Origin of the sequence: Microcystis sp. M44BS1, assembly GCF_020244875.1 — a bacterium.
Classification (GTDB): Bacteria; Cyanobacteriota; Cyanobacteriia; order Cyanobacteriales; family Microcystaceae; genus Microcystis; species Microcystis panniformis.
This window is the reverse complement of record NZ_JADBVM010000316.1, coordinates 1-19,030: the sequence shown is the minus strand read 5'-3', so window position 1 is coordinate 19,030 and position 19,030 is coordinate 1. Positions and strand designations below refer to the sequence as shown.

Sequence of the window (19,030 nt, the reverse complement as noted above, 5' to 3'; positions counted from 1 at the left end):
GATACTAAACGTCGGGACATATAAACAGTTATAAGGTTGGTCAGGGTTGACCTGTTAGATTCAGTCGAGGGACTGAAGACCTTACTAGGCGGTTATTTCAGGCATTCGGTTCCTTATTTCATGCCTAAACGTTTCGCACCTCTATCCCTATCTTACCCATCCAGAGCCATCGGGTTTTAATTTCTTCAATTGGCTACGGAGGGGGAATAGTCCCACCCCCGGCACTTGGCAGTTGGCAAAGGCCAATTTTTGGGCGGCCGGAGCTTTTGCTGCTTTGTTATGGAAAATTTGCCCGATCGCTGGCCCGATGGACAAAGACGCGCCGGAGATTTTATTCCCCCCTGGGACTTTGATTATGCCTGGCAAAAAAATGCCGCTACGGAAAAGGATTCTTCAGCAGCGGCGATCGCTGTGGCGGGGATGATTCGCTTATTAAAAGCTTTACCCAGCAGTGATCCTAGTTAGGGCTTGCTGAATAAATCTAAAAACCTTGTTGAATAAGACTTTTAGGCTTTTTTTCCCTCAAAAAGTGCCAGCCATTGCGGGGATCGGGGGGAAAATTCCGGGACTTTTTCCCTGAAAATTAGGTAACTGACCACCTCAAAATCGGTAAAACCCTACACCCCCCTGCCCCCACCGAAAAACTTTTTCAGCCAACCCTAAATATAACTTAACTCAGTAAAAAAGACTTATTCGGATGGACAAGAAAGCCTTTTTTCAGCGCTTCTCGTCCTAATAACATCCGAAAACCCATGACATCGCGATTAGTCAAGGTTAATTCGATCGCCCATTGACGACCGCCGAGTAATACACTTGTTCTGATAACGGGACGGAGTTGACTTTGACCCCCGGAATTTTTTACCTGTCGCCATTCGAGGATTTCTGCGGTGGTGGTGACAGTGTGGTGACTATCTTTTTGGTAGGGATGAACTTGAAAGCGCAGCCAATTGCGATCGCCATCTCGAAAAGGGTAGAGATGAAAAGCGTGTAGGGCCGAGGAGCGAGCGCCTGTATCAATCTTGGCCTTAATTTTGGTAATGCCTAAATCGGGTAAATCGAGCCATTCTCGCCAACCGATGATGATTTTATCGGGTTTCATCCGTCTATTTAGTTTTTTCTTCTTCGATTTCCCGCTGCATTTGGGCGATTTCTTCGGGAGTCATCGCTTCCAGGCGTTTTTTAAAGACGGCATCTTCGTAATCTTTGCGCTGTTTGCCGTAGGTCATATTATCGGTGGCGACTCGAAACAGATAGGTAAAAATCCAACCGATGACACCACCTACCAACACCGCTTGACTCCAAATTCCCGCCGAAGCACTATCTAAACCGGTTTTTTGCAGGATAATGTAGAGGATGCCGCCCATAGCAAACATCCCTATACCGATCCCGATGACATCAATGCGTCTCATGGGTTTTTTTGGTGATAACTTAAGCTTTTAGGGTACGACGTTGGGGACGGAAGTTAAGGAAAGGACTTAACAACAGCATCCCGGGGAAGAAAAAGCTCATCAGAAAGTACATAAACCCTCTTTCCCAAGAAGATGCCACATACCAGCGCGTATTGAGGTAGTAGTAGATAACGGCGGGAATGACGAGCAAATACAAGACACTGAGAGATAGGTAGATCAGGGCGATGATAATGGTTTCTTGCGTCAGAATTGATTGCATAAGGATTGATTTTTATCAATGGCTGTCGGTGAACGGCAATTCACCTGCTGATTATTTTACCCTGTCTTTCCCCCTTTGCGGCGATCGAATTGGCGGGCTAAAATAATTTACTGAAAATACTCTTGCTAATTAAATTATTTGTGATATGATAAAAAATTGTCGGTTAAATAACGGGGGCGTGGCGGAATGGTAGACGCTACGGACTTAAAATCCGTTGAGCCTTATAAGCTCGTGAGAGTTCGAGTCTCTCTGCCCCCATCGATCGAAGTCTATCTCTCCCTACCCCCCAGAAAAAACTTTTTCAGCCAGCCCTATCTAAAATATCCAATAATTCTAGGGGATGATCAATGAGATGATCGGGGTTAAATTGAGTGAGAATTTGAGGGGAATTAAAGCCCCAAGCGACGGCCACCACTTGTACTCGACTTTTTTGGGCAGCAGTAATATCTCTAGTTTCATCGCCGACATAAATCATTTCATCGGGACAGAATTTATTTTGTCGGATCAGGCGATCGATAATTTTGTGTTTGCCGAATAAAGGCGTTCCCGAACAGATAAAATCAAATAAATTTAAGAGTTGATTATTTGCTAAAAAGATGGTGACGTTTTCTTTGGTATTAGAAGTTATTATTCCCAATCTATAGCCTCTTTCTTTAAGGGTAAGGAGGCAGGGATGCCAGCCATGGAAGGGTTTCAGGCAGTCAATTTGTTTATTTAATTCCCGTTTAACTCGATAGAGTAAAAAAGGGATTTTAACGGGGGAAACTTGGGATTGTTTAATAATTTCTTGGGAACTAAGGTTTTTTAGTCTGGCCAAATCTTCCTCGTTGACGGGTTGATAACCAAAATTTTTAGCCAAACGATTGACAATCTCCACGAAAGTATCGTGGGTATCGGCGATAGTACCATCAAAATCGAACACGACCACTTTAATTGTCATCTTGTGCGGGGTGAGGGGAATGAGCTAAATTAGCCTGGGCATTACGTCGCCACTGCTGGGGTTTGATTCGACGCAGGGCCGACGAGATGAAACGACGATCCCACTCCTCTATAGTTAGATTAGCTAATTCCCCCAACCTTGGCGAGAGGTTTTCGGGACGAGGTTGAAAATCCTCCACGTCGGTAACTTGGGCAAAACGTTGATTCCAAGGACAGACATCTTGACAGATATCGCAGCCGGCTACCCAACCTTGTAAATTCTTGGCAATTTCTGTAGGCAAAGTTACAGCACGATTTTCGATGGTATGGTAAGCAATACAGCGATTAGCATCCACCACATAGGGACTAACTATTGCTTGGGTGGGACAGGCGCTTAAACAACGGCTACAGGTGCCACAATGGGCGCTATGGGGTCGATCGGGTTCTAAAGGTAAATTAGTTAATATTTCCCCTAAAAAGACCCAACTGCCGTAATTGCGGGTAATTAAGTTACCATTCTTGGCAATCCAGCCGATCCCTGCTCTTTGCGCCCAAACTTTATCCTGTACCGGTCCGGTGTCCACATAGTAACGGGTTTGAATTTGCTCCCCCTGACTTTCTAACCATTGACTGAGGGCCTTTAATTTTTTACTTAATACTTTGTGATAATCCCTTCCCCAAGCATAACGGGAAATTTTGCCATGGTTTTGTTCCTGACTGTGTTGCTGGGGGGTGTAGTAGTTAAGGGCAAGACAAATTAGCGATCGCACTTGTGGCCAAAGAGTTTTGATATCCTGTCGTTTCGGGTTAGTCATCCAATCCATATCAGCGTGATAACCCCGCTCTAACCAGCTTTTTAGATGGGATACCTCCGAGTCTTGGCTGTCCACAGAGGCAATACCGACCCCATGGAAACCTAACTCTAGTGCTTTTTCTTTGATTTGTGTTTCTGTAAGCATAGAAATATCTTAAGTCAAGTATTTGTAATAATTATTTACAATGATCAATTTATTGAGCCAAATCCCAGGCTGAACAGTTAGAAACCATGATCAACGAAGAAACTGTGGTTCCCGTCCCCGCTATATCGTCCTCATACTAAATCCAGTTATTAAAAACTGATTATTTATTCTCCGTTTTGCATGAGTGCATGAGTAGAAAACGGGTTTCTCCGAGAAACCCGTTTTCTGTGCGTTACTCAACGGATTTAGTATAACCATTGACTTGCTCAATTAACACCGGTCCCTAAAATGACTTGTACTTTGCTAGTACAATTATAGTAAGAAGTAAAATAAGAGAGATTAAAACAAATAACCATGTCTCAACCGATTACCATCGAAGATATCTATAAACTTTTTGAGAAAACTAACGAAAAGTTTGAACAATCACGCCAAGAATACGATCGCCGAGCTGCTGAAGCTAAGGCCGAAGCCGATCGCCGGGCCGCTGAAGCCAAGGCCGAAGCTGATCGCCGGGCCGCTGAATACGATCGCCGGGCTGCTGAATACGATCGCCGGGCGGCCGAAGCCAAGGCTGAAGCCGATCGCCGTTTAGCACAGCTAGAGAAAACAGTGGCAAATACCAGTCGTGCGGTGGATAGTTTAACCACTCGCTGGGGGAGATTTGTCGAGGAATTAGTCGAACCTGCGGTTATTCGCCTATTTCGTGCGAAGGGTATCGATGTCAAAGAAACCTACAGTCGCGCCAGGGTAAAACGGCAAGGAATAGCCATGGAGATTGACATTTTAGCCGTCGATGAAACCGAGGTAGTTTTAGTAGAATGTAAGTCTCGTTTATCAAAAGATGATGTCAATGAGTTTTTAGAAAAATTAAGTCGATTTAAACAAGCATTTCCCCATTATAAAAACTATCAAGCTTACGGTGCAGTGGCGGGAATAGAAATAGATGAAGGAGTAGATCGTTATGCCTATAAACAAGGTTTATTTGTGATTAAACCATCGGGAGAAACGGTAGAAATTATTAATGATTCTGGTTTCGAGCCTAAATTATGGTAGGAGAAAGATGTTCCCCTCCTCTGGCAAAGTGTTGACAGCAGGTTTAATTTTTCCAACCTAGGACTAGACTAACTTATGGATACGATGCAGAATTAGTATTCATATCTTGGTTAAGTAACATCTTGCATAAGTAGGGAGGCACAATTATTTGTAGGGCGTTGGGTTTCATGCTTCAACCCAACCTACGTTCTAGCCTAAATTATGGTAAGAGAAAGATGGTTCCTTCATCTGGCAAAGTGTTGGCAGCAGGTCTAATTTTTCCAACCTATGACTAGACTAACTTATGGATACGATGCAGAATTAGTATTCATATCTTGAACGGCAAAAATAAGGATTAAATAGGGTTTGCGGCAAAAAGTACGGGCGAAGCATTCGGATAGAAAATCTACGGATTCACCGATAGGTTATTACCCGAATGCTTCGCCCCTACAGGACTCGGGCTGATGAAGACGCAAGGTTTTGAACGACGTTCTCTCAGAATCTTGCACCTGTTTCGCGAGAAAAGCCATAAAACTCTTACCTTGCCTACATTTCACATTTATTCAGCCAGCCCTAAATAGTATAAAATCTGTGAATAGAGCATTGTAAATTCTCCTGACTACTGACGACCGACTCTTAACCCTAACAACAATTTTTGATTTTTACCAGAGGTCTAGTAACGTTTTGTCGTAAAATTCCCAACACCCAGTTTCAATGCACAAGAGCCTGATGGCTAAAAACTGGCTCCAGTTTTTGACCGAGATAGCACAGCTTGATCGCAGTGGATCGTAAAATGGGATAATGCTAACTTTGAGAGTCAGAGAGACTATGAGTGAATTCGACTACGATTTAATTATTATCGGTGCTGGAGTTGGTGGCCACGGGGCAGCCCTACACGCAGTCAAATGTGGGCTAAAAACAGCTATTATCGAAGCCAAAGATATGGGAGGAACCTGTGTCAATCGCGGTTGTATTCCCTCTAAAGCTTTACTGGCAGCCTCGGGACGAGTGCGCGAATTGGCCGATAGTGACCATCTGAAAAGTCTAGGTATTGCCATCGGTGGCGTTAATTTTGACCGTCCGACAATTGCCGATCATGCTAACAACCTTGTCAGTAAAATTAGAGGCGATCTCACTAATAGTCTTAAACGTCTCAAGGTTGATACTATCCACGGTTGGGGAAAAATCGCCGGCCCGCAAAAAGTTAGCGTCATCGGGGATAGTGGCGAAAAAATCTACACCGCTAAGGATATTATGCTCTGTCCGGGGTCGGTTCCCTTTGTCCCACCGGGGATCGAGATCGATCATAAAACGGTTTTTACCAGCGATGAGGCCGTTAGATTAGAAACTTTACCCAAGTGGATTGCAATTATCGGTAGTGGTTATATCGGTCTGGAATTTTCGGATATATACACCGCTTTGGGTTGTGAAGTGACGATGATTGAAGCTTTAGATAGTCTCATGCCGGGATTTGACCCAGAAATCTCGAAAATCGCCGAAAGAGTTTTGATTAAACCTAGAGACATCGAGACTTATGTGGGAGTTTTGGCAAAAAGTATTAAACCGGGGAATCCTGTGGCCATTGAACTGGTGGACGCAAAAAGCAAAGAAGCGATCGAAATTTTAGAGGTAGATGCTTGTTTAGTCGCTACAGGAAGAATCCCAGCGACCAAGAATCTCGGATTGGAATTTGTCGGGGTAGAACTGGATAAACGCGGTTTTATTGCCGTTAATGACAAAATGCAGGTAATTCAGGACGGTGAACCGATTCCCCATCTCTGGGCCGTGGGCGATGCTACGGGTAAAATGATGTTAGCTCACGCTGCTTCGGGTCAAGGGGTAATAGCCATTGAAAATATCTGTAATCGCCCAAAAACCATCGATTATCGCAGTATTCCCGCCGCCGCTTTTACCCACCCCGAAATTAGTTATGTGGGTTTAACGGAACCGCAAGCAGAAGTTTTGGCACAGGAAGAAGGGTATAAGGTCGCTGCTGTCAAGACCTATTTTAAGGGAAATTCCAAAGCTTTAGCGGAAGGAGAAACGGAAGGCATCGCTAAAGTCGTTTATCGTCAGGATACGGGGGAATTACTCGGTGTTCATATTATCGGTATCCACGCATCGGATTTAATTCAAGAAGCGGCCAATGCGATCGCTGAACGTAAATCTGTCCATGAACTCGCTTTCCGCATCCACACCCATCCAACTCTCTCAGAAGTCCTCGACGAAGCTTACAAACGCGCAGAAGTGGCAGCATAGAGTCAGTTATCAGTTATCAGTTATCAGTTATCAGTTATCAGTTATCAGTTATCAGTTATCAGCTTCTGAAGGCAAGAGGTAACAGGCACTCGTGCAAAAGACAGAATCTAGCAATTCTCCAAGTTTCCGACTCCTAAATTCTGACTCCTTTCTCTTTTTTTACTTTTTACTTTCAAGATTATGTTTGGATTAGGTTGGCCAGAAATAGTAATTATTGCTGTGGTTGTTCTCCTGATATTTGGACCGAAAAAAATACCCGAATTTGGGGCAGCTTTGGGAAAAACTTTACGGGGATTTAAAGAAGAAATCAATCAAGATGAGCAAGAAATTGAAGACAGTGACGAGAAGATGAGATAGACTGCGGCTGTCAGGGCGAAGGCAATTCGCCCCTACAATGAGTTTATCGAACTGCGTGCGCCCAAAAATTGAGATGCACCCCCTAATTTGTTAAGCTAAAGGTTGTGATGTACTTAAGTTTCGTAACCGTTCAGGGGAAACGAAATCTGGTAATCTAATACCATTTTTCGGCATGGATGAGAAGCACCTACGATTGATACCAGCAATTGACACAGAGGATTGGGAAAAAGCCGGTTGGGAAAAATCTACGGTTCAATCAAATTCTGGGATTCTTGGCGGCGGTGTTGGGCTTTTAATCTTACCAGTTTCAACGGTGGATAAATCAACATTCCTGCTAGGGGTAAAGCAGCAGCAGTTAAACCAGCAAGCAGATAAGAATTAAAGCCAATTACTGCACCAATTCCTGTTAAAATACCTGTAGCTGCTGTCAAAACAGACAAAGCGATAGCCAGCCCCCCATTCCAGGGAATTGCCCTAATTGCTCTTCCAATCGCCCAGCTAATCGCCAGCACCACGCCAAACCCCAGTGAAATCGCCAGTAAAATCGCCGGTATCTTAATTGAGTCGATAATCTCAAAAGTGTCAATCACTCCCGCACTCGCCCAGCGAATCACCCCGCCAATCACCACTACAATCATCCAGCCAATCGCCACCAACACTCCTCCACCCACAACAAGCAAATGCAGGGTAAGGAAAAGCGGATCATTGTTCCAGGGATCATAAACCCAGCGGCGATTCGTAGCTGACAAGTAAATCCCCAGGGCAATCGCCGTGAAAATCCCCGTGAAAATCCCCACGGCAATCCATCTGCCAATCACATTTTCCAACAGCCCAACCTGTAACCCAATACCTGAAATGAGCGCTAAAACTAAACCAAAAGCTAATATAAACCCATAAGGCGGAAGAGAAACATTGGGTTGGAGGGGAGCAGTTTTAACCTTAACTTTTAAATAATACTTTTCCTGTCTTGCATTACTGTTTAAAACAATCTCCCTTTCATAATTTTTATTAGCTTTTAACTTGCTGGTATCAACCCTAAGCAAACAATTAACCTGATTACTCTCAAATTTTCGTGGCGAAAAACTAATCCAACTGTGACTATCGGGAGTATGGGGCGGATCTTTAGGATGAGGAGAAACTGACCATTCTCCTTGTAATATAGTATCAGGAATAGTATTAGTAACTGTGATAGTTTCGCTCAGTTCTTGACCAACGGAATTGGCCACAAAATCTAATTCTAATTTATCTAAACTAACCTCTGGAATGCGGATTAAATCTAGAGATTTTAACGCTTCCAAAGCTAACCGGGCATTTTGGTAACGGTTAGCTGGATTAGGCTCGACCATTTTTTCTAACCATTGAATAAACCCTAAACTAAACTTAGATACTTGGTCTTTGAAAGTAATTTTGTTAGTAGAAAAATCAACTAAAGTGCCAATATCAGCCGATTTAGTTTGAGTGATTAAACAGATTAAGGTCGCTCCTAATCCATATAAATCAGAAGCTTTAGTTAATTTTTGATTATGGACTTGTTCGGGAGGCATAAATCCAAGTGTACCCCCTATCAGACTGCTCAAAGCCATTGTACTATTGCCAATTCTCGCCAAGCCAAAATCAATTAAATAAGCTTTTATCTCTCCCCCATCTGCAAGAGACGAGACAGAAGAAATCTCATCAACTAAAACATTTTCTGGTTTAATATCGCGGTGGAAAATGCTTGGCTTTCTCTTTTGCAAATAAATCAAAATTTCTAAGACTTGTGTGGCAATACTTTTGATCTCTTCAGGACTAAAAACACGAAGTTTTGATAAAGGTTGAGCCTCTTTATATTCCTGGACTAAACATAAACCATTACTTGGATCAAATTGCGCCAAATATCGGGGAATACCAGGATGATTTAACCCTTGTAAAACCTCAATTTCTCTTTCAATTGCCTTGTAACTATCCCAATCACTCCTAGTAGCAAAGCGAAACTGTTTAATCACCACCGGCTTTTCGTTGGCGATTTCAAGAGCCTTATAGGTAATTATACCTCCTTGAAGATTCTGATTGAGTTGCTCAGTAACTTGATAACCGTAGGCACTAAAATCAGGCAGGGTAGTCATGGCTGTCAGAGAAAAACAATATAAGTAGGTAGGTGCAATTAATTTTCTGGGGAATTGAGTCACAGCAAGCCTTTCAAGGCTATCCATCTTATATCTAATTCCAACTACCTACTTAGTAACCGTTCAGAGCGGGTCAAGTAGCCAGTGGTCTTGACTCTGTGGAAGGACTCTCTTGGGGCAGCAGAGTCAGCCTTAATTGTTGGTATCGACCGTAGGTATTTTTCATCGATGTCTCTCAGATTACCAGATTTCGTCCCCCCTGAACGGTTAAGTAGGTGGGTGGAATTAAATATAAGATGAACGTAGGTTGGGCTTCGGCCGTGAGCTCAGCCGAACGGTTGAAGCATGAAACCCAACGCCCGCATGGGTTACGCTACCGCTAACCCATCCTACAAATAATTGTGCCTCCCTACTTATTAAGTTTCTAACTGTTTACTGTTTACTGATCACTGATCACTGAATATCTGCTTCTCCCCCGACGACCACATCGCGGATGCGGAGACTGGGGCCACCGCAGCCGACGGGTAAACCACTTTGACCCCCTTTTCCGCAGCCTCCCGACTCATCCCAGTAGAAATCATCACCAATTGCCTCAATATTGGCTAGGGTTTTAAAGACATTACCGGAGAGAGTCACATCTTTAACCGGTTCAGCAATTTCTCCATTGCGAATCATCCAAGCTTCCCCGGCGCTAAAAGTGAACATTTCGCCGTTAGTCATGCCTCCCTGCCAATTTTGGGCATAAACTCCCGTTTTTATCCCCGAAAATAACTCTTTAACGGCAGTGGTTCCCCGTTCAATCCAAGTGTTGGTCATGCGGACAATGGGCGGATAATGATAATTGAGACAACGGGCGTTACCGGTCGGTTTTTCGCCTAATTTGCCCGCCGTTTCCCGCGAATGCAGTCTTCCCACCAAAACCCCATCTTTAATTAACTGAGTCGTCGTTGCGGGGGTTCCCTCATCGTCATAAAAATAACTGCCCCGATGACCTTCTGGATGGGCCCCGTCAAAGATTTGCAGGTTATCCGGTCCGAAACGTTTGCCCATACTCATCACTTCCAAAAGGTCAGGATTTTCGTATAACATATCTGCCTCGGAAAGGTGGCCAAAAGCCTCATGGACGAACAGACCGGTTAAAATGGGGTCGATGACGACGGTGTAGGTATCGCCCTTGACAGGGGGCAAAACTAGGGCTTCTACGGCCCGTTTAGCCGACCCTTGCACCTGTTCTTCTAAATTGACCAGATCCTCGAAAGCTTTTCGGGAACCGGTGGTTTCCCGGCCCGTTTGCACGCTGTCCCCATCCCTAGCGGTGGCCGAAAAACGCATTTCTACGTCTGACCATTTTTGTTCGATTAAAGTCCCGTCAGAAGTGGCTAAAAGAATATGTTGACTACTATCGCTGTAACGGACGGAAGTGGTGGCAATACTGGGATGATGTTGACGCAATAGGTTATTATAGCGATCGCAGAGGGCTTTTTTATCAGCTAATGGCACTAAACGCGGGTCTGTTCCCGTTAAAGGCAATTCACAGGAGATAATTACAGGTTCTACCGGAGCAATCAGGGTTTCTTCTTCCCCAATTAAACGGGCAGCAGCGATCGCATCTTCTAATCGTTCCTGTAAACTGGATAATTGATTAAAGCTGGCAAATCCCCAACCTCCTTTATAACAAGCGCGTACCTGACCACCGATAGCAATACCTTCGCTGAGGGTTTCCACTCGTTCGGAACGCAGTAGAATATTCGTCCCCCGCGCTTCTTCTAGACGAATTGTCAGGAAATCGACGCGGTTTTTATAACGGTTAATCAGTTCACTAATTAGGTTTTTATAGTCGTTTAGAGTATCGGTCATAGGAATTATGAATTATGAATTATGAAGTGGGGTGATGGGGTTTGGGGTGATGGGGTAGTGGGGAGATGGGGAGATGGGGTGTGGGGTGTGGGGTAGTGGGGCATTTGGCTGAAATTTCCCTAAACCCCTAAATCCCTAAATCCCTAAACCCCTAAATCCCTAAACCCCTAAACCCCTAAACCCCTAAATCCCTATATCCCCTTTCTAACTGATAACTGATAACTGATAACTGATTACTGATTACTGATAACTGAAATTAGGCGAGATAATCCTGTAAAGCTTTCACCTCTAAAGGTTGGGATTGCAGGGATTTTAAGGCCGCTACCGTCGCTTTTGCCCCGGCGATAGTGGTGATAATTGGTAACTTATAATCGAGGGCAGTACGGCGAATTTTTCGGCCATCGTTTTGGGATTCTTCACCACTGGGAGTATTGACAATAAACTGAATCCAGTCATTTTTGATCCAATCGACAACGTCGGGACGGCCTTCGTGAATCTTTAGCACTAAATCGATATTTTCGCAACCGTTTTCTAACAAAACTTTACGAGTTCCGGAAGTGGCGACAACGCGAAAACCGAGGGATTGCAGATCCTTAACCACGGGAACCATGGGGGTTTTATCGCGATCATTCATCGAGACGAAAACCGTCCCACTGGTGGCTAAAATCACGCCGGCGGCCATTTCTGCTTTAGCGAAAGCTTTGCCAAAATCGCTGTCAATCCCCATTACTTCCCCTGTAGAACGCATTTCTGGTCCTAGGAGAGTATCAGCACCGGGGAACTTCTGGAAGGGTAAAACCGCTTCTTTCACGGCAATATGACGGGGAATTGCTTCGCTGATGATACCCAATTCTGCTAGGGTTTTGCCCGACATGACGAGGGAGGCAACTTTTGCCAGAGGAACTCCCGTTGCTTTGGAAACGTAGGGAACAGTACGACTAGCGCGGGGATTCGCTTCTAAGATATAAACTGTCTCCCCCTGCACCGCATACTGGATATTCATCAAACCGATTACTTTTAAAGCTTTCGCTAGTTCCACCGTCCATTGTCGAATTGTGGTTAAAACCGAGGCACTCAGGGACGTATGGGGGATAGAACAGGCAGAATCGCCCGAATGTACGCCCGCTTGTTCGATATGTTCCATTAATCCCCCGATAACTACTGTTCCCGTCGCATCTGACAGGGCATCCACATCCACTTCGATGGCATTTTCGAGGAATTTATCGATTAAAATCGGGTGATCCGGTTCTATCTGTACTGCGTACTTCATATAGCGTTCCAATTCGCTATCGGAATAGACGATTTCCATTGCCCGACCGCCTAAAACATAGGACGGACGTACTACCACAGGATAACCGATGCGTTTAGCCACTGCTTGGGATTCTTGGAAACTGCGGGCAATACCGTTGGCAGGTTGTCGGATGTCTAATTGTCGGAGGATTTGTTCAAAACGTTCCCGATCTTCGGCAGTATCGATCGAATCGGGTGAAGTTCCCCAAATTTTGGTATTTACGGGACAATTAGGCGATTCTAAATATTTTTGCAGGGGAACCGCCAGTTTTAAGGGAGTTTGCCCACCGAATTGAATAATTAAACCCTCTGGTTGTTCCGCTTCGATGATATTTAAGACATCCTCTTTAGTCAGGGGTTCAAAGTAAAGGCGATCGCTGGTATCGTAATCGGTGGAGACAGTTTCCGGGTTAGAGTTGACCATAATCGTCTCAAAACCGGCTTGACTGAGGGAAAAAGCGGCATGACAACAACAGTAGTCAAATTCTATCCCCTGGCCGATGCGATTGGGGCCACCACCGAGGATCATCACTTTGCGTTTATCGGAGGGTAAAACTTCCGATTCTACCCGTTCGTAGGTGGAATAATAGTAGGGTGTCAGAGCCTCAAATTCTGCCGCGCAGGTATCCACCATTTTATAGACGGGAACGATACCTAAACCCTTGCGATAACTTCTTACTTCGTCCTCGCTGGTGTTGGTGGCGAAGGCGATTTGGCGATCACTAAAACCCTGTTGTTTAATAGCGAATAAGTCCTCTTTGCTGAGACTTTTCAGGGGAGTTCGTTTGAGGAACTTCTCGGTTTCCATCAAATCTGCCAATTTATCGAGGAACCAGGGATCGATCCCGGTTAGTTCGTGGATTTCCGACCCATTCATGCCCAATTTAAAAGCATGATAGATACTATAAACTCGTTCGGGGTTAGGTGTCCGCAAACTGGCCCGGACTTCCGAGAGGGGGGGGAGAGTTTCGACTTTATCGCAACCAAAGCCAAAACGCCCCGTTTCTAGGGAGCGGAGAGCTTTTTGAAAGGATTCTTGGAAAGTTCGACCGATAGCCATGGCTTCCCCGACGGATTTCATCTGGGTAGTTAGAATCGGTTGGGAGCCGGGGAATTTCTCGAAGGCAAAGCGAGGAATTTTGGTGACGACGTAATCGATAGTCGGTTCAAAGGAAGCCGGGGTTTTTTTGGTGATATCGTTGGGAATTTCGTCTAAAGTGTAGCCTACTGCTAGTTTAGCGGCAAATTTAGCGATCGGGAATCCCGTGGCTTTCGATGCTAGGGCCGAAGAACGGGATACCCGGGGATTCATCTCAATCACGATTACGTCGCCGTTAGTGGGATTAACGGAGAATTGGATGTTCGATCCGCCGGTTTCTACGCCAATTTCCCGAATAATTGCCTTAGAATAGTCCCGGAGGCGTTGGTATTCTTTATCGGTCAGGGTTTGGGCGGGCGCAACCGTAATCGAGTCGCCGGTATGGACCCCCATCGGGTCAAAGTTTTCGATCGAACAGATGATCACCACGTTATCGGCTAGATCGCGCATGACCTCTAATTCGTATTCTTTCCAGCCAATTAGGGATTTTTCGACGAGAATTTGCGATGTAGGCGAACAATCTAGACCATACTGGGCCATCGGTTCAAATTCTTCTTGGTTATAGGCAATACCGCCCCCCGTTCCTCCTAAAGTGAAGGCCGGCCGGATAATGAGAGGATAGGAACCGATCTGATGACCGATCGCTTTTGCCTCCTCTAAATTGTTGGCAATCCCCGAAGGACAGACGGGAACACCGATTTTCTCCATTGCTTTTTTGAATAGTTCCCTATCTTCGGCTTTTTCAATAGCGGGAAGTTTTGCCCCGATCAGTTCCACGTTATATTTTTCTAAAACGCCGCTTTTGGCCAAAGCTACGGCGGTATTTAGGGCAGTTTGACCGCCCATAGTCGGTAGAATCGCATCAGGACGTTCTTTGGCGATAATTTTCTCGACAATTTCCGGCAGAATTGGTTCAATGTAGGTGCGATCGGCCATTTCTGGATCGGTCATGATCGAGGCGGGGTTAGAATTGACTAAAATTACCTCATAACCTTCTTCTCGCAGAGCTTTACAGGCTTGAGTTCCCGAATAGTCGAATTCACAGGCTTGTCCGATGACAATCGGGCCAGCGCCCAAGATTAGGATTTTTTGTAAGTCATCACGGCGTGGCATAGGCTTAGGTTTGCTTGAGGATAAACCCCAATCATTGTATATGTTGTCACCCTCGATCCCGCAAAGCTTTATTTAGGTTTAATGACCTTATTGTGTCCCTCAGCCTTCAGCCTTGAATCAGTGATCAGATCTGAGCCTTGTACTAGCGACTGTTCACTATCTCCCCGCTCCCCAACACCCAACCGATCACCGAATAGGTACTAATAATATTTGGCAACAATTGTCAAACAATTGTAAAACTTCGTTATATTTAAGGAACATTTGAGAGACTAAGGAGCAGCGGAGTTGTGGCTTTATACGCGGATTTGCATCGGCATTTAGGGGGATCGGTAGTACCGAGAATTCTCTGGCGCTACTTTCACAGACATGAGCGGGATTTAGCGGCCAAATTCCCGGAATACCCCGCTTTTGAGGAATTTTACACCCGCAAACGCAATAGTTTAGATGAGTATTTGGAATTACACACCCTCGTCGAAAGTGTTCAAACCGCCCAAACTTTGCCCTATTTTATCTATCGTCTGATTCGCGGTGCTTACATCTTCGAGAATCTTGCCTATTTAGAATTGCGCTATACTCCCTACTATCGCACCGACGAACATTTGAACCAAACAGAGCGAATCGAGCAAATGCGCTCGATTGTCGAAATCGTCGGTCAAGCCTCGAAAATGAGCGAATATCCGATTATTACCAGTCAAATTCTCTGTATGCACTCGCGACTTCCCTACGAAGTCAACAAAGCGATCGTTGATCTGGCCCTAGGGATGAGAGAATACGTCTGTGCGATCGATATTGCTGGGGGTGATTCCCACTACCAAACTCGACTAGAGGAATTTGCCGGTTTATACAGTTATGCCCAAGAAGAGGGTTTAAATACCACGGGCCATCTTTACGAAACAAAGGACGGTTGTTATCCCCAATTACTGCCCTATCTGCAAAGAATTGGTCACGGTATTCAAATTCCCCTACGATATCCAGAACTGCTGCCGGAAGTTGCCCGTCGTCATCAATGTTTAGAAGTCTGTCCCACCACCTATTTAAAAACTGGCACCCTTGAGAGTTTATCGCAATTAAAGATAGTCTTCGATCGCTGTTTTGAAGCGGGGGTTGATATTGCTATCTGTACCGATAATGCCGGTTTACACAATGTCCGGCTCCCCTTCGAGTACGAGAATTTACTCACCCTGGACGTGATCGATTTTCGACAATTACAAGCTTGTCAAGATGCGGCTTTTCGCCATGCTTTTGCTTGGCCCTATAGTCAAAAACCCGCCTCACTTTTAACCGGTTTGTTATCAGTGGATAATCCCAAATTACCGGTTTATCACTAATAACATTAACCTTAGTTCGGGTTAGGCAAATTCTTTACCGCTCCCGAACTATAGCGTTTTTCCACTCTCCTGCATCCGGTTTGGGTAATTCTACTGAATCTTGATTAAACTCAACCCAAAGAGAGTATAAGTACAGAGGGAACCAAGGCCGAACATCAGGGAACGAGCGATCGGGACATTAGTGATATAAAAAAGGGAGAATAAAAGCCGGAGGATCACGAAAGCGATCGCACAGTTAGCGGCCAGGGATGAGGAGACTCCTGTAACGTAGGCCATGAGAGCGGCGGCACTATAGACCATAAAGGTTTCAAAACCATTTTGATGGGACCAAGTTGCTCGTTTAGCGTAGTCTGGGAGTTGGTCGAACAGGGCCCGGGGAGCGGAGGTATCGTAACCTACCTTAGCTCTAGCGTAGGCCACCAGCAGAAAAGGTAGATATACAGAGATAGCGGCAGCCACTATTGAATAGAGAAGAATGGCACTGACGGAGAGATTCATCGCTGAATTTAGTCAAAATAAAATAGGGTAACTAGCTTGCGTTGATCTTCCGCTTCCGCGCAGGTTTGCAAAAGGGTTTGACTGTCGTGGAAAGCAAAACAGATTAACTGTTGACAACGATTGATAATCTCCCGATTACAGAGGCTGCTGGCTTCCCCTAGGGATAGATGGTCATTTTCGGGACATTCCACCAGATGGATAACCTGCTGAAGTTGTTCTTGGGATTCCAGGGGCTGGCGATCGAGACTTTGGGGTAAGATCACGGTTAACAGATTAGGATCTGCCCGCATTGCCCCCTTAATGACGGCGGAATTGGTTCCCGTCGCCCCGGAGGTCATAATCCGATTGCCCGCCAGCACGAGGGCATAGGCCATCATTTCGATCAATTGCTGGTGTGTGATGGGAACGTGACGGGAACCCAATAAAGCGACGCGCTTAGAACCGGTCTGCTGAATGGCGGCTAGTTCTTGAGCTAGAGTGTCTAGGGTGTTAGTGGTATCTACAGATTGACTCAAAGACTTTTACTGCAAATTCGGACTGATTAACCGTCCGTTATTGTAGCATCGAATTGTCATAATCGGAAATTTGGCCCAAAAAACCCCAGCTACCGATCGAGGTGTCCTTTCTGTGGTGGTCCCCTATGATCCCTCAGAAATTGTTATTGGTGGGGAAGTGCCTCTAGATTCTGCGGTAAGATAGCTGCATAGACGATATTTACCCCAGAGCCATGACCACTTCTCCTGTTCCCCAAGGGGACGATTTTAGCGATCGCCCAATCCGTCCCGTACAGTATCGGGATTTGGAAGACATTGAAGCTTTAACCCTGGATGACTTCGATGAGGATATTGATCGTCGCGCCCAAAATTTCCGCACCCAGGTGCAGCAGGTGCGGCCTTGGTTTGGGTTGTTTAAAATTCTCAGTTTTTTTCCCAATCCTCTCCAACACCGTTTTCATGTCTATGTGGCTGAGTCCATGGCCAATCGGGGAGAAGAAGGGAAAATTCGCGGGGCAATCCAAGTCACCCCTTTTAATAGTAGTCGCAGCACTTGGCGGGTGGAACAGGTGCGGGTGCATCCAGGGGAGTCTTTAAGCGAACCCAAGGGCATCGGGGCGCAATTACTGCGTTATTGTCTAGAAACGGTTTGGGAAGCGCGCACCTGGGTGTTAGAGGTTAATATCAATCAAAAGGACAGTTTGGCACTTTTTCGGCAACACGGTTTTCAGCCTTTGGCAGAATTAACCTATTGGTCTTTACCGCCGCAATTATTACAGGAATTGAGCAAACAAGAGGCAGATTTACCGAATTTACTGCCTGTGAGCAATGCTGACGCTCAATTACTTTATCAGTTAGATTGTGTGTCTATGCCGCCGTTATTGCGTCAGGTATTTGATCGCCATATCCAGGATTTTAAAATCAATTTAGTTGATAGTTTGTTCGGTCGCTGTCAAAGTTGGTGCGGCGGTCCGCAAATTAGTCGCGGTTACGTTTTTGAACCACAACGAAAAGCGGCGATCGGTTATTTTGAATTAATTCTATCTAATCGGGATGAGCGACCCCATCAAGCGAAATTAATTGTCCATCCTGCCTACACTTGGCTCTATCCTAAGTTATTAATTCAGATGGCCCAGATCACACGCAAGTATCCCCCTCGATCGCTAGAGTTGATATCGGCTGATTATCAGCACGAAAGACGGGAATATCTGGAACAATTGGGAGCAATCCGCAGTTCCCACACCCTGATGATGTCGCGCTCGGTATGGCACAAAATCCGCGAAACTAAGCCGGAAAATTCCGCCTTAGCAGAAATGCTGCAGGGTTTACAACCGGTGCCGCGAACTCCCATCCCTAGTCGGATGTCTTGGTTAAAATGGCCCAATAATCCTCCCCTAGACTCCCTCGACAGTCCGGGAGAACTTCCCCCAGTTAAACCCCCCTCGGAACCCCCCGATCAGGGGCATCCAGTGTGATGGAAAGAGTCGCCGCCTTGGGCTTAGATATCGGCAAAAAACGGGTAGGAGTGGCAGGATGTGACGGCACAGGTTTAATCGCCACCGGTTTAACCACGATTATCCGTTCTTCCTTTGTTGCCGATATAGCACAGTTTGAGGTAATTGTCAAGGAAAGAAATATTAAGATTTTGGTAGCGGGACTGCCCTATACCATGGCGGGAGAGTTAGGATTTCAGGCCAAACAGGTACAAAAATACGCCCAGAAACTAGAGATCGCCTTGGATTTGCCCCTCGAATACATTGATGAGCGTTGCACGTCCCTAGAGGCGGAAGAATTCTTAAAAGCCAAAAAACAGTTTTCCTCTTGGGATAAGGGAGCGATCGATCGGGAAGCGGCGGCGATTATTTTACAACAATGGCTCGATCGCCGACGGCGAGTTAATACTGTTGTTTGAGGGGTTAAATACAGAAGCCAAAAACCTAACTAATATTAGCCAAAATTACTCATGACTTGTGCTATAATCGTTCTATGAGTAAGTTAACCATATCGGAAGCCGCTAAATTGAAAGGTGTAAGCGTATCGACGTTAAGGCGTT

Annotated in this window: 17 protein-coding genes, 1 tRNA gene and 1 pseudogene; 9 read left to right on the top strand and 10 right to left on the bottom strand. The window is 45.4% G+C overall.

The annotated features are described in order from the left end of the window. Positions 1-273: 273 nt before the first annotated feature. A pseudogene (locus IM515_RS23460) lies at positions 274-462 on the top strand (hypothetical protein); the annotation flags it as partial. 208 nt (positions 463-670) lie between these two features. On the opposite strand, the gene IM515_RS23455 reads toward IM515_RS23460, so the two are convergent. The 3 genes from IM515_RS23455 to ndhL are packed head-to-tail and all read right to left on the bottom strand — an operon-like array spanning position 671 to position 1,668. Then, complete coding sequence (locus IM515_RS23455) at positions 671-1,099, bottom strand: ATP-dependent zinc protease family protein (protein ID WP_002769663.1); 429 nt, start codon at positions 1,097-1,099, stop codon at positions 671-673. 4 nt (positions 1,100-1,103) lie between these two features. Further along, complete coding sequence (locus tag IM515_RS23450; RefSeq protein ID WP_002763321.1) at positions 1,104-1,409, bottom strand: DUF3007 family protein; 306 nt, start codon at positions 1,407-1,409, stop codon at positions 1,104-1,106. Positions 1,410-1,428: 19 nt separating this feature from the next. After that, entirely contained in the window at positions 1,429-1,668 is a 240-nt protein-coding gene (ndhL, locus tag IM515_RS23445) for an NAD(P)H-quinone oxidoreductase subunit L (protein ID WP_002732218.1), read from the bottom strand. Between the two features lie 172 nt (positions 1,669-1,840). Between ndhL and IM515_RS23440 the strand changes: the two genes are divergently transcribed. Further along, positions 1,841-1,926: transfer RNA gene (locus IM515_RS23440), tRNA-Leu, on the top strand. A gap of 43 nt (positions 1,927-1,969) precedes the next feature. Here the strand turns inward: IM515_RS23440 and IM515_RS23435 are convergent. Beyond that, a complete protein-coding gene (locus IM515_RS23435) occupies positions 1,970-2,608 on the bottom strand; it encodes an HAD-IA family hydrolase (protein ID WP_002769660.1) in 639 nt (212 codons plus the stop codon). Next, positions 2,598-3,545: a tRNA epoxyqueuosine(34) reductase QueG gene (queG, locus tag IM515_RS23430; RefSeq protein ID WP_287627388.1), complete on the bottom strand. Its 948-nt coding sequence runs from the start codon at positions 3,543-3,545 to the stop codon at positions 2,598-2,600. Before queG ends, IM515_RS23435 begins: the two co-directional genes overlap by 11 nt. Positions 3,546-3,899: 354 nt before the next feature. Between queG and IM515_RS23425 the strand changes: the two genes are divergently transcribed. The 3 genes from IM515_RS23425 to tatA all read left to right on the top strand — a co-directional run bounded on the left by IM515_RS23425 (position 3,900) and on the right by tatA (position 7,193). Beyond that, positions 3,900-4,598 (top strand): DUF3782 domain-containing protein, encoded by a 699-nt coding sequence (locus tag IM515_RS23425; protein WP_287627387.1) that lies wholly within the window; start codon positions 3,900-3,902, stop codon positions 4,596-4,598. A gap of 807 nt (positions 4,599-5,405) precedes the next feature. Beyond that, entirely contained in the window at positions 5,406-6,836 is a 1,431-nt protein-coding gene (gene lpdA, locus IM515_RS23420; RefSeq protein ID WP_004161518.1) for a dihydrolipoyl dehydrogenase, read from the top strand. Between the two features lie 180 nt (positions 6,837-7,016). Then, on the top strand, positions 7,017-7,193 hold the full coding sequence (gene tatA, locus IM515_RS23415) for a twin-arginine translocase TatA/TatE family subunit (protein WP_002733416.1): 177 nt from the start codon (positions 7,017-7,019) through the stop codon (positions 7,191-7,193). A gap of 245 nt (positions 7,194-7,438) precedes the next feature. On the opposite strand, the gene IM515_RS23410 is transcribed toward tatA, so the two are convergent. From IM515_RS23410 to carB, 3 genes are all read right to left on the bottom strand, one after another. Continuing rightward, on the bottom strand, positions 7,439-9,298 hold the full coding sequence (locus tag IM515_RS23410) for a serine/threonine protein kinase (RefSeq protein ID WP_287627386.1): 1,860 nt from the start codon (positions 9,296-9,298) through the stop codon (positions 7,439-7,441). A gap of 453 nt (positions 9,299-9,751) precedes the next feature. Then, positions 9,752-11,155 carry a TldD/PmbA family protein gene (locus IM515_RS23405; protein WP_287627385.1) on the bottom strand — a complete coding sequence of 468 codons (1,404 nt, stop codon included), beginning with the start codon at positions 11,153-11,155 and terminating at the stop codon, positions 9,752-9,754. Positions 11,156-11,411: 256 nt separating this feature from the next. Beyond that, positions 11,412-14,657, bottom strand: coding sequence for a carbamoyl-phosphate synthase large subunit (gene carB / locus IM515_RS23400; protein WP_287627383.1), 3,246 nt, complete (start codon positions 14,655-14,657; stop codon positions 11,412-11,414). Positions 14,658-14,944: 287 nt separating this feature from the next. On the opposite strand from carB, the gene IM515_RS23395 reads away from it, so the two are divergent. Beyond that, the gene (locus IM515_RS23395; RefSeq protein WP_287627382.1) at positions 14,945-15,985 is read left to right on the top strand and encodes an adenosine deaminase; all 1,041 of its coding nucleotides are present in this window, start codon (positions 14,945-14,947) and stop codon (positions 15,983-15,985) included. Positions 15,986-16,075: 90 nt separating this feature from the next. Here IM515_RS23395 and IM515_RS23390 read toward each other — a convergent pair whose 3' ends face one another. Both IM515_RS23390 and IM515_RS23385 read right to left on the bottom strand, forming a co-directional pair. Next, positions 16,076-16,483 (bottom strand): MAPEG family protein, encoded by a 408-nt coding sequence (locus IM515_RS23390; RefSeq protein WP_287627381.1) that lies wholly within the window; start codon positions 16,481-16,483, stop codon positions 16,076-16,078. An 8-nt stretch (positions 16,484-16,491) separates the two neighbouring features. Continuing rightward, complete coding sequence (locus IM515_RS23385) at positions 16,492-16,998, bottom strand: hypothetical protein (RefSeq protein ID WP_002741066.1); 507 nt, start codon at positions 16,996-16,998, stop codon at positions 16,492-16,494. 212 nt (positions 16,999-17,210) lie between these two features. Here IM515_RS23385 and IM515_RS23380 point away from each other — a divergent pair, with 212 nt between their 5' ends. From IM515_RS23380 to IM515_RS26235, 3 genes are all read left to right on the top strand, one after another. Next, positions 17,211-18,452 carry a GNAT family N-acetyltransferase gene (locus IM515_RS23380; protein ID WP_002769646.1) on the top strand — a complete coding sequence of 414 codons (1,242 nt, stop codon included), beginning with the start codon at positions 17,211-17,213 and terminating at the stop codon, positions 18,450-18,452. Then, positions 18,452-18,889, top strand: coding sequence for a Holliday junction resolvase RuvX (gene ruvX / locus IM515_RS23375; RefSeq protein ID WP_287627380.1), 438 nt, complete (start codon positions 18,452-18,454; stop codon positions 18,887-18,889). Before IM515_RS23380 ends, ruvX begins: the two co-directional genes overlap by 1 nt. Positions 18,890-18,963: 74 nt before the next feature. Beyond that, positions 18,964-19,030, top strand: a 67-nt coding sequence (locus IM515_RS26235; protein ID WP_425589508.1) for a MerR family transcriptional regulator, incomplete at its 3' end; no start/stop codon positions are given.

What these genes read in the sequence shown, in the direction of transcription:
- tatA (WP_002733416.1), top strand. Translation starts at nt 7,017, where the DNA reads ATGTTTGGATTAGGTTGGCCAGAAATAGTAATTATTGCTGTGGTTGTT.
- IM515_RS23405 (WP_287627385.1), bottom strand. Translation starts at nt 11,155, where the DNA reads ATGACCGATACTCTAAACGACTATAAAAACCTAATTAGTGAACTGATT.
- IM515_RS23380 (WP_002769646.1), top strand. Translation starts at nt 17,211, where the DNA reads ATGACCACTTCTCCTGTTCCCCAAGGGGACGATTTTAGCGATCGCCCA.
- IM515_RS23450 (WP_002763321.1), bottom strand. Translation starts at nt 1,409, where the DNA reads ATGAGACGCATTGATGTCATCGGGATCGGTATAGGGATGTTTGCTATG.
- queG (WP_287627388.1), bottom strand. Translation starts at nt 3,545, where the DNA reads ATGCTTACAGAAACACAAATCAAAGAAAAAGCACTAGAGTTAGGTTTC.
- IM515_RS23425 (WP_287627387.1), top strand. Translation starts at nt 3,900, where the DNA reads ATGTCTCAACCGATTACCATCGAAGATATCTATAAACTTTTTGAGAAA.
- IM515_RS23435 (WP_002769660.1), bottom strand. Translation starts at nt 2,608, where the DNA reads ATGACAATTAAAGTGGTCGTGTTCGATTTTGATGGTACTATCGCCGAT.
- lpdA (WP_004161518.1), top strand. Translation starts at nt 5,406, where the DNA reads ATGAGTGAATTCGACTACGATTTAATTATTATCGGTGCTGGAGTTGGT.
- carB (WP_287627383.1), bottom strand. Translation starts at nt 14,657, where the DNA reads ATGCCACGCCGTGATGACTTACAAAAAATCCTAATCTTGGGCGCTGGC.
- IM515_RS23410 (WP_287627386.1), bottom strand. Translation starts at nt 9,298, where the DNA reads ATGACTACCCTGCCTGATTTTAGTGCCTACGGTTATCAAGTTACTGAG.
- ndhL (WP_002732218.1), bottom strand. Translation starts at nt 1,668, where the DNA reads ATGCAATCAATTCTGACGCAAGAAACCATTATCATCGCCCTGATCTAC.
- IM515_RS23455 (WP_002769663.1), bottom strand. Translation starts at nt 1,099, where the DNA reads ATGAAACCCGATAAAATCATCATCGGTTGGCGAGAATGGCTCGATTTA.
- ruvX (WP_287627380.1), top strand. Translation starts at nt 18,452, where the DNA reads ATGGAAAGAGTCGCCGCCTTGGGCTTAGATATCGGCAAAAAACGGGTA.
- IM515_RS23390 (WP_287627381.1), bottom strand. Translation starts at nt 16,483, where the DNA reads ATGAATCTCTCCGTCAGTGCCATTCTTCTCTATTCAATAGTGGCTGCC.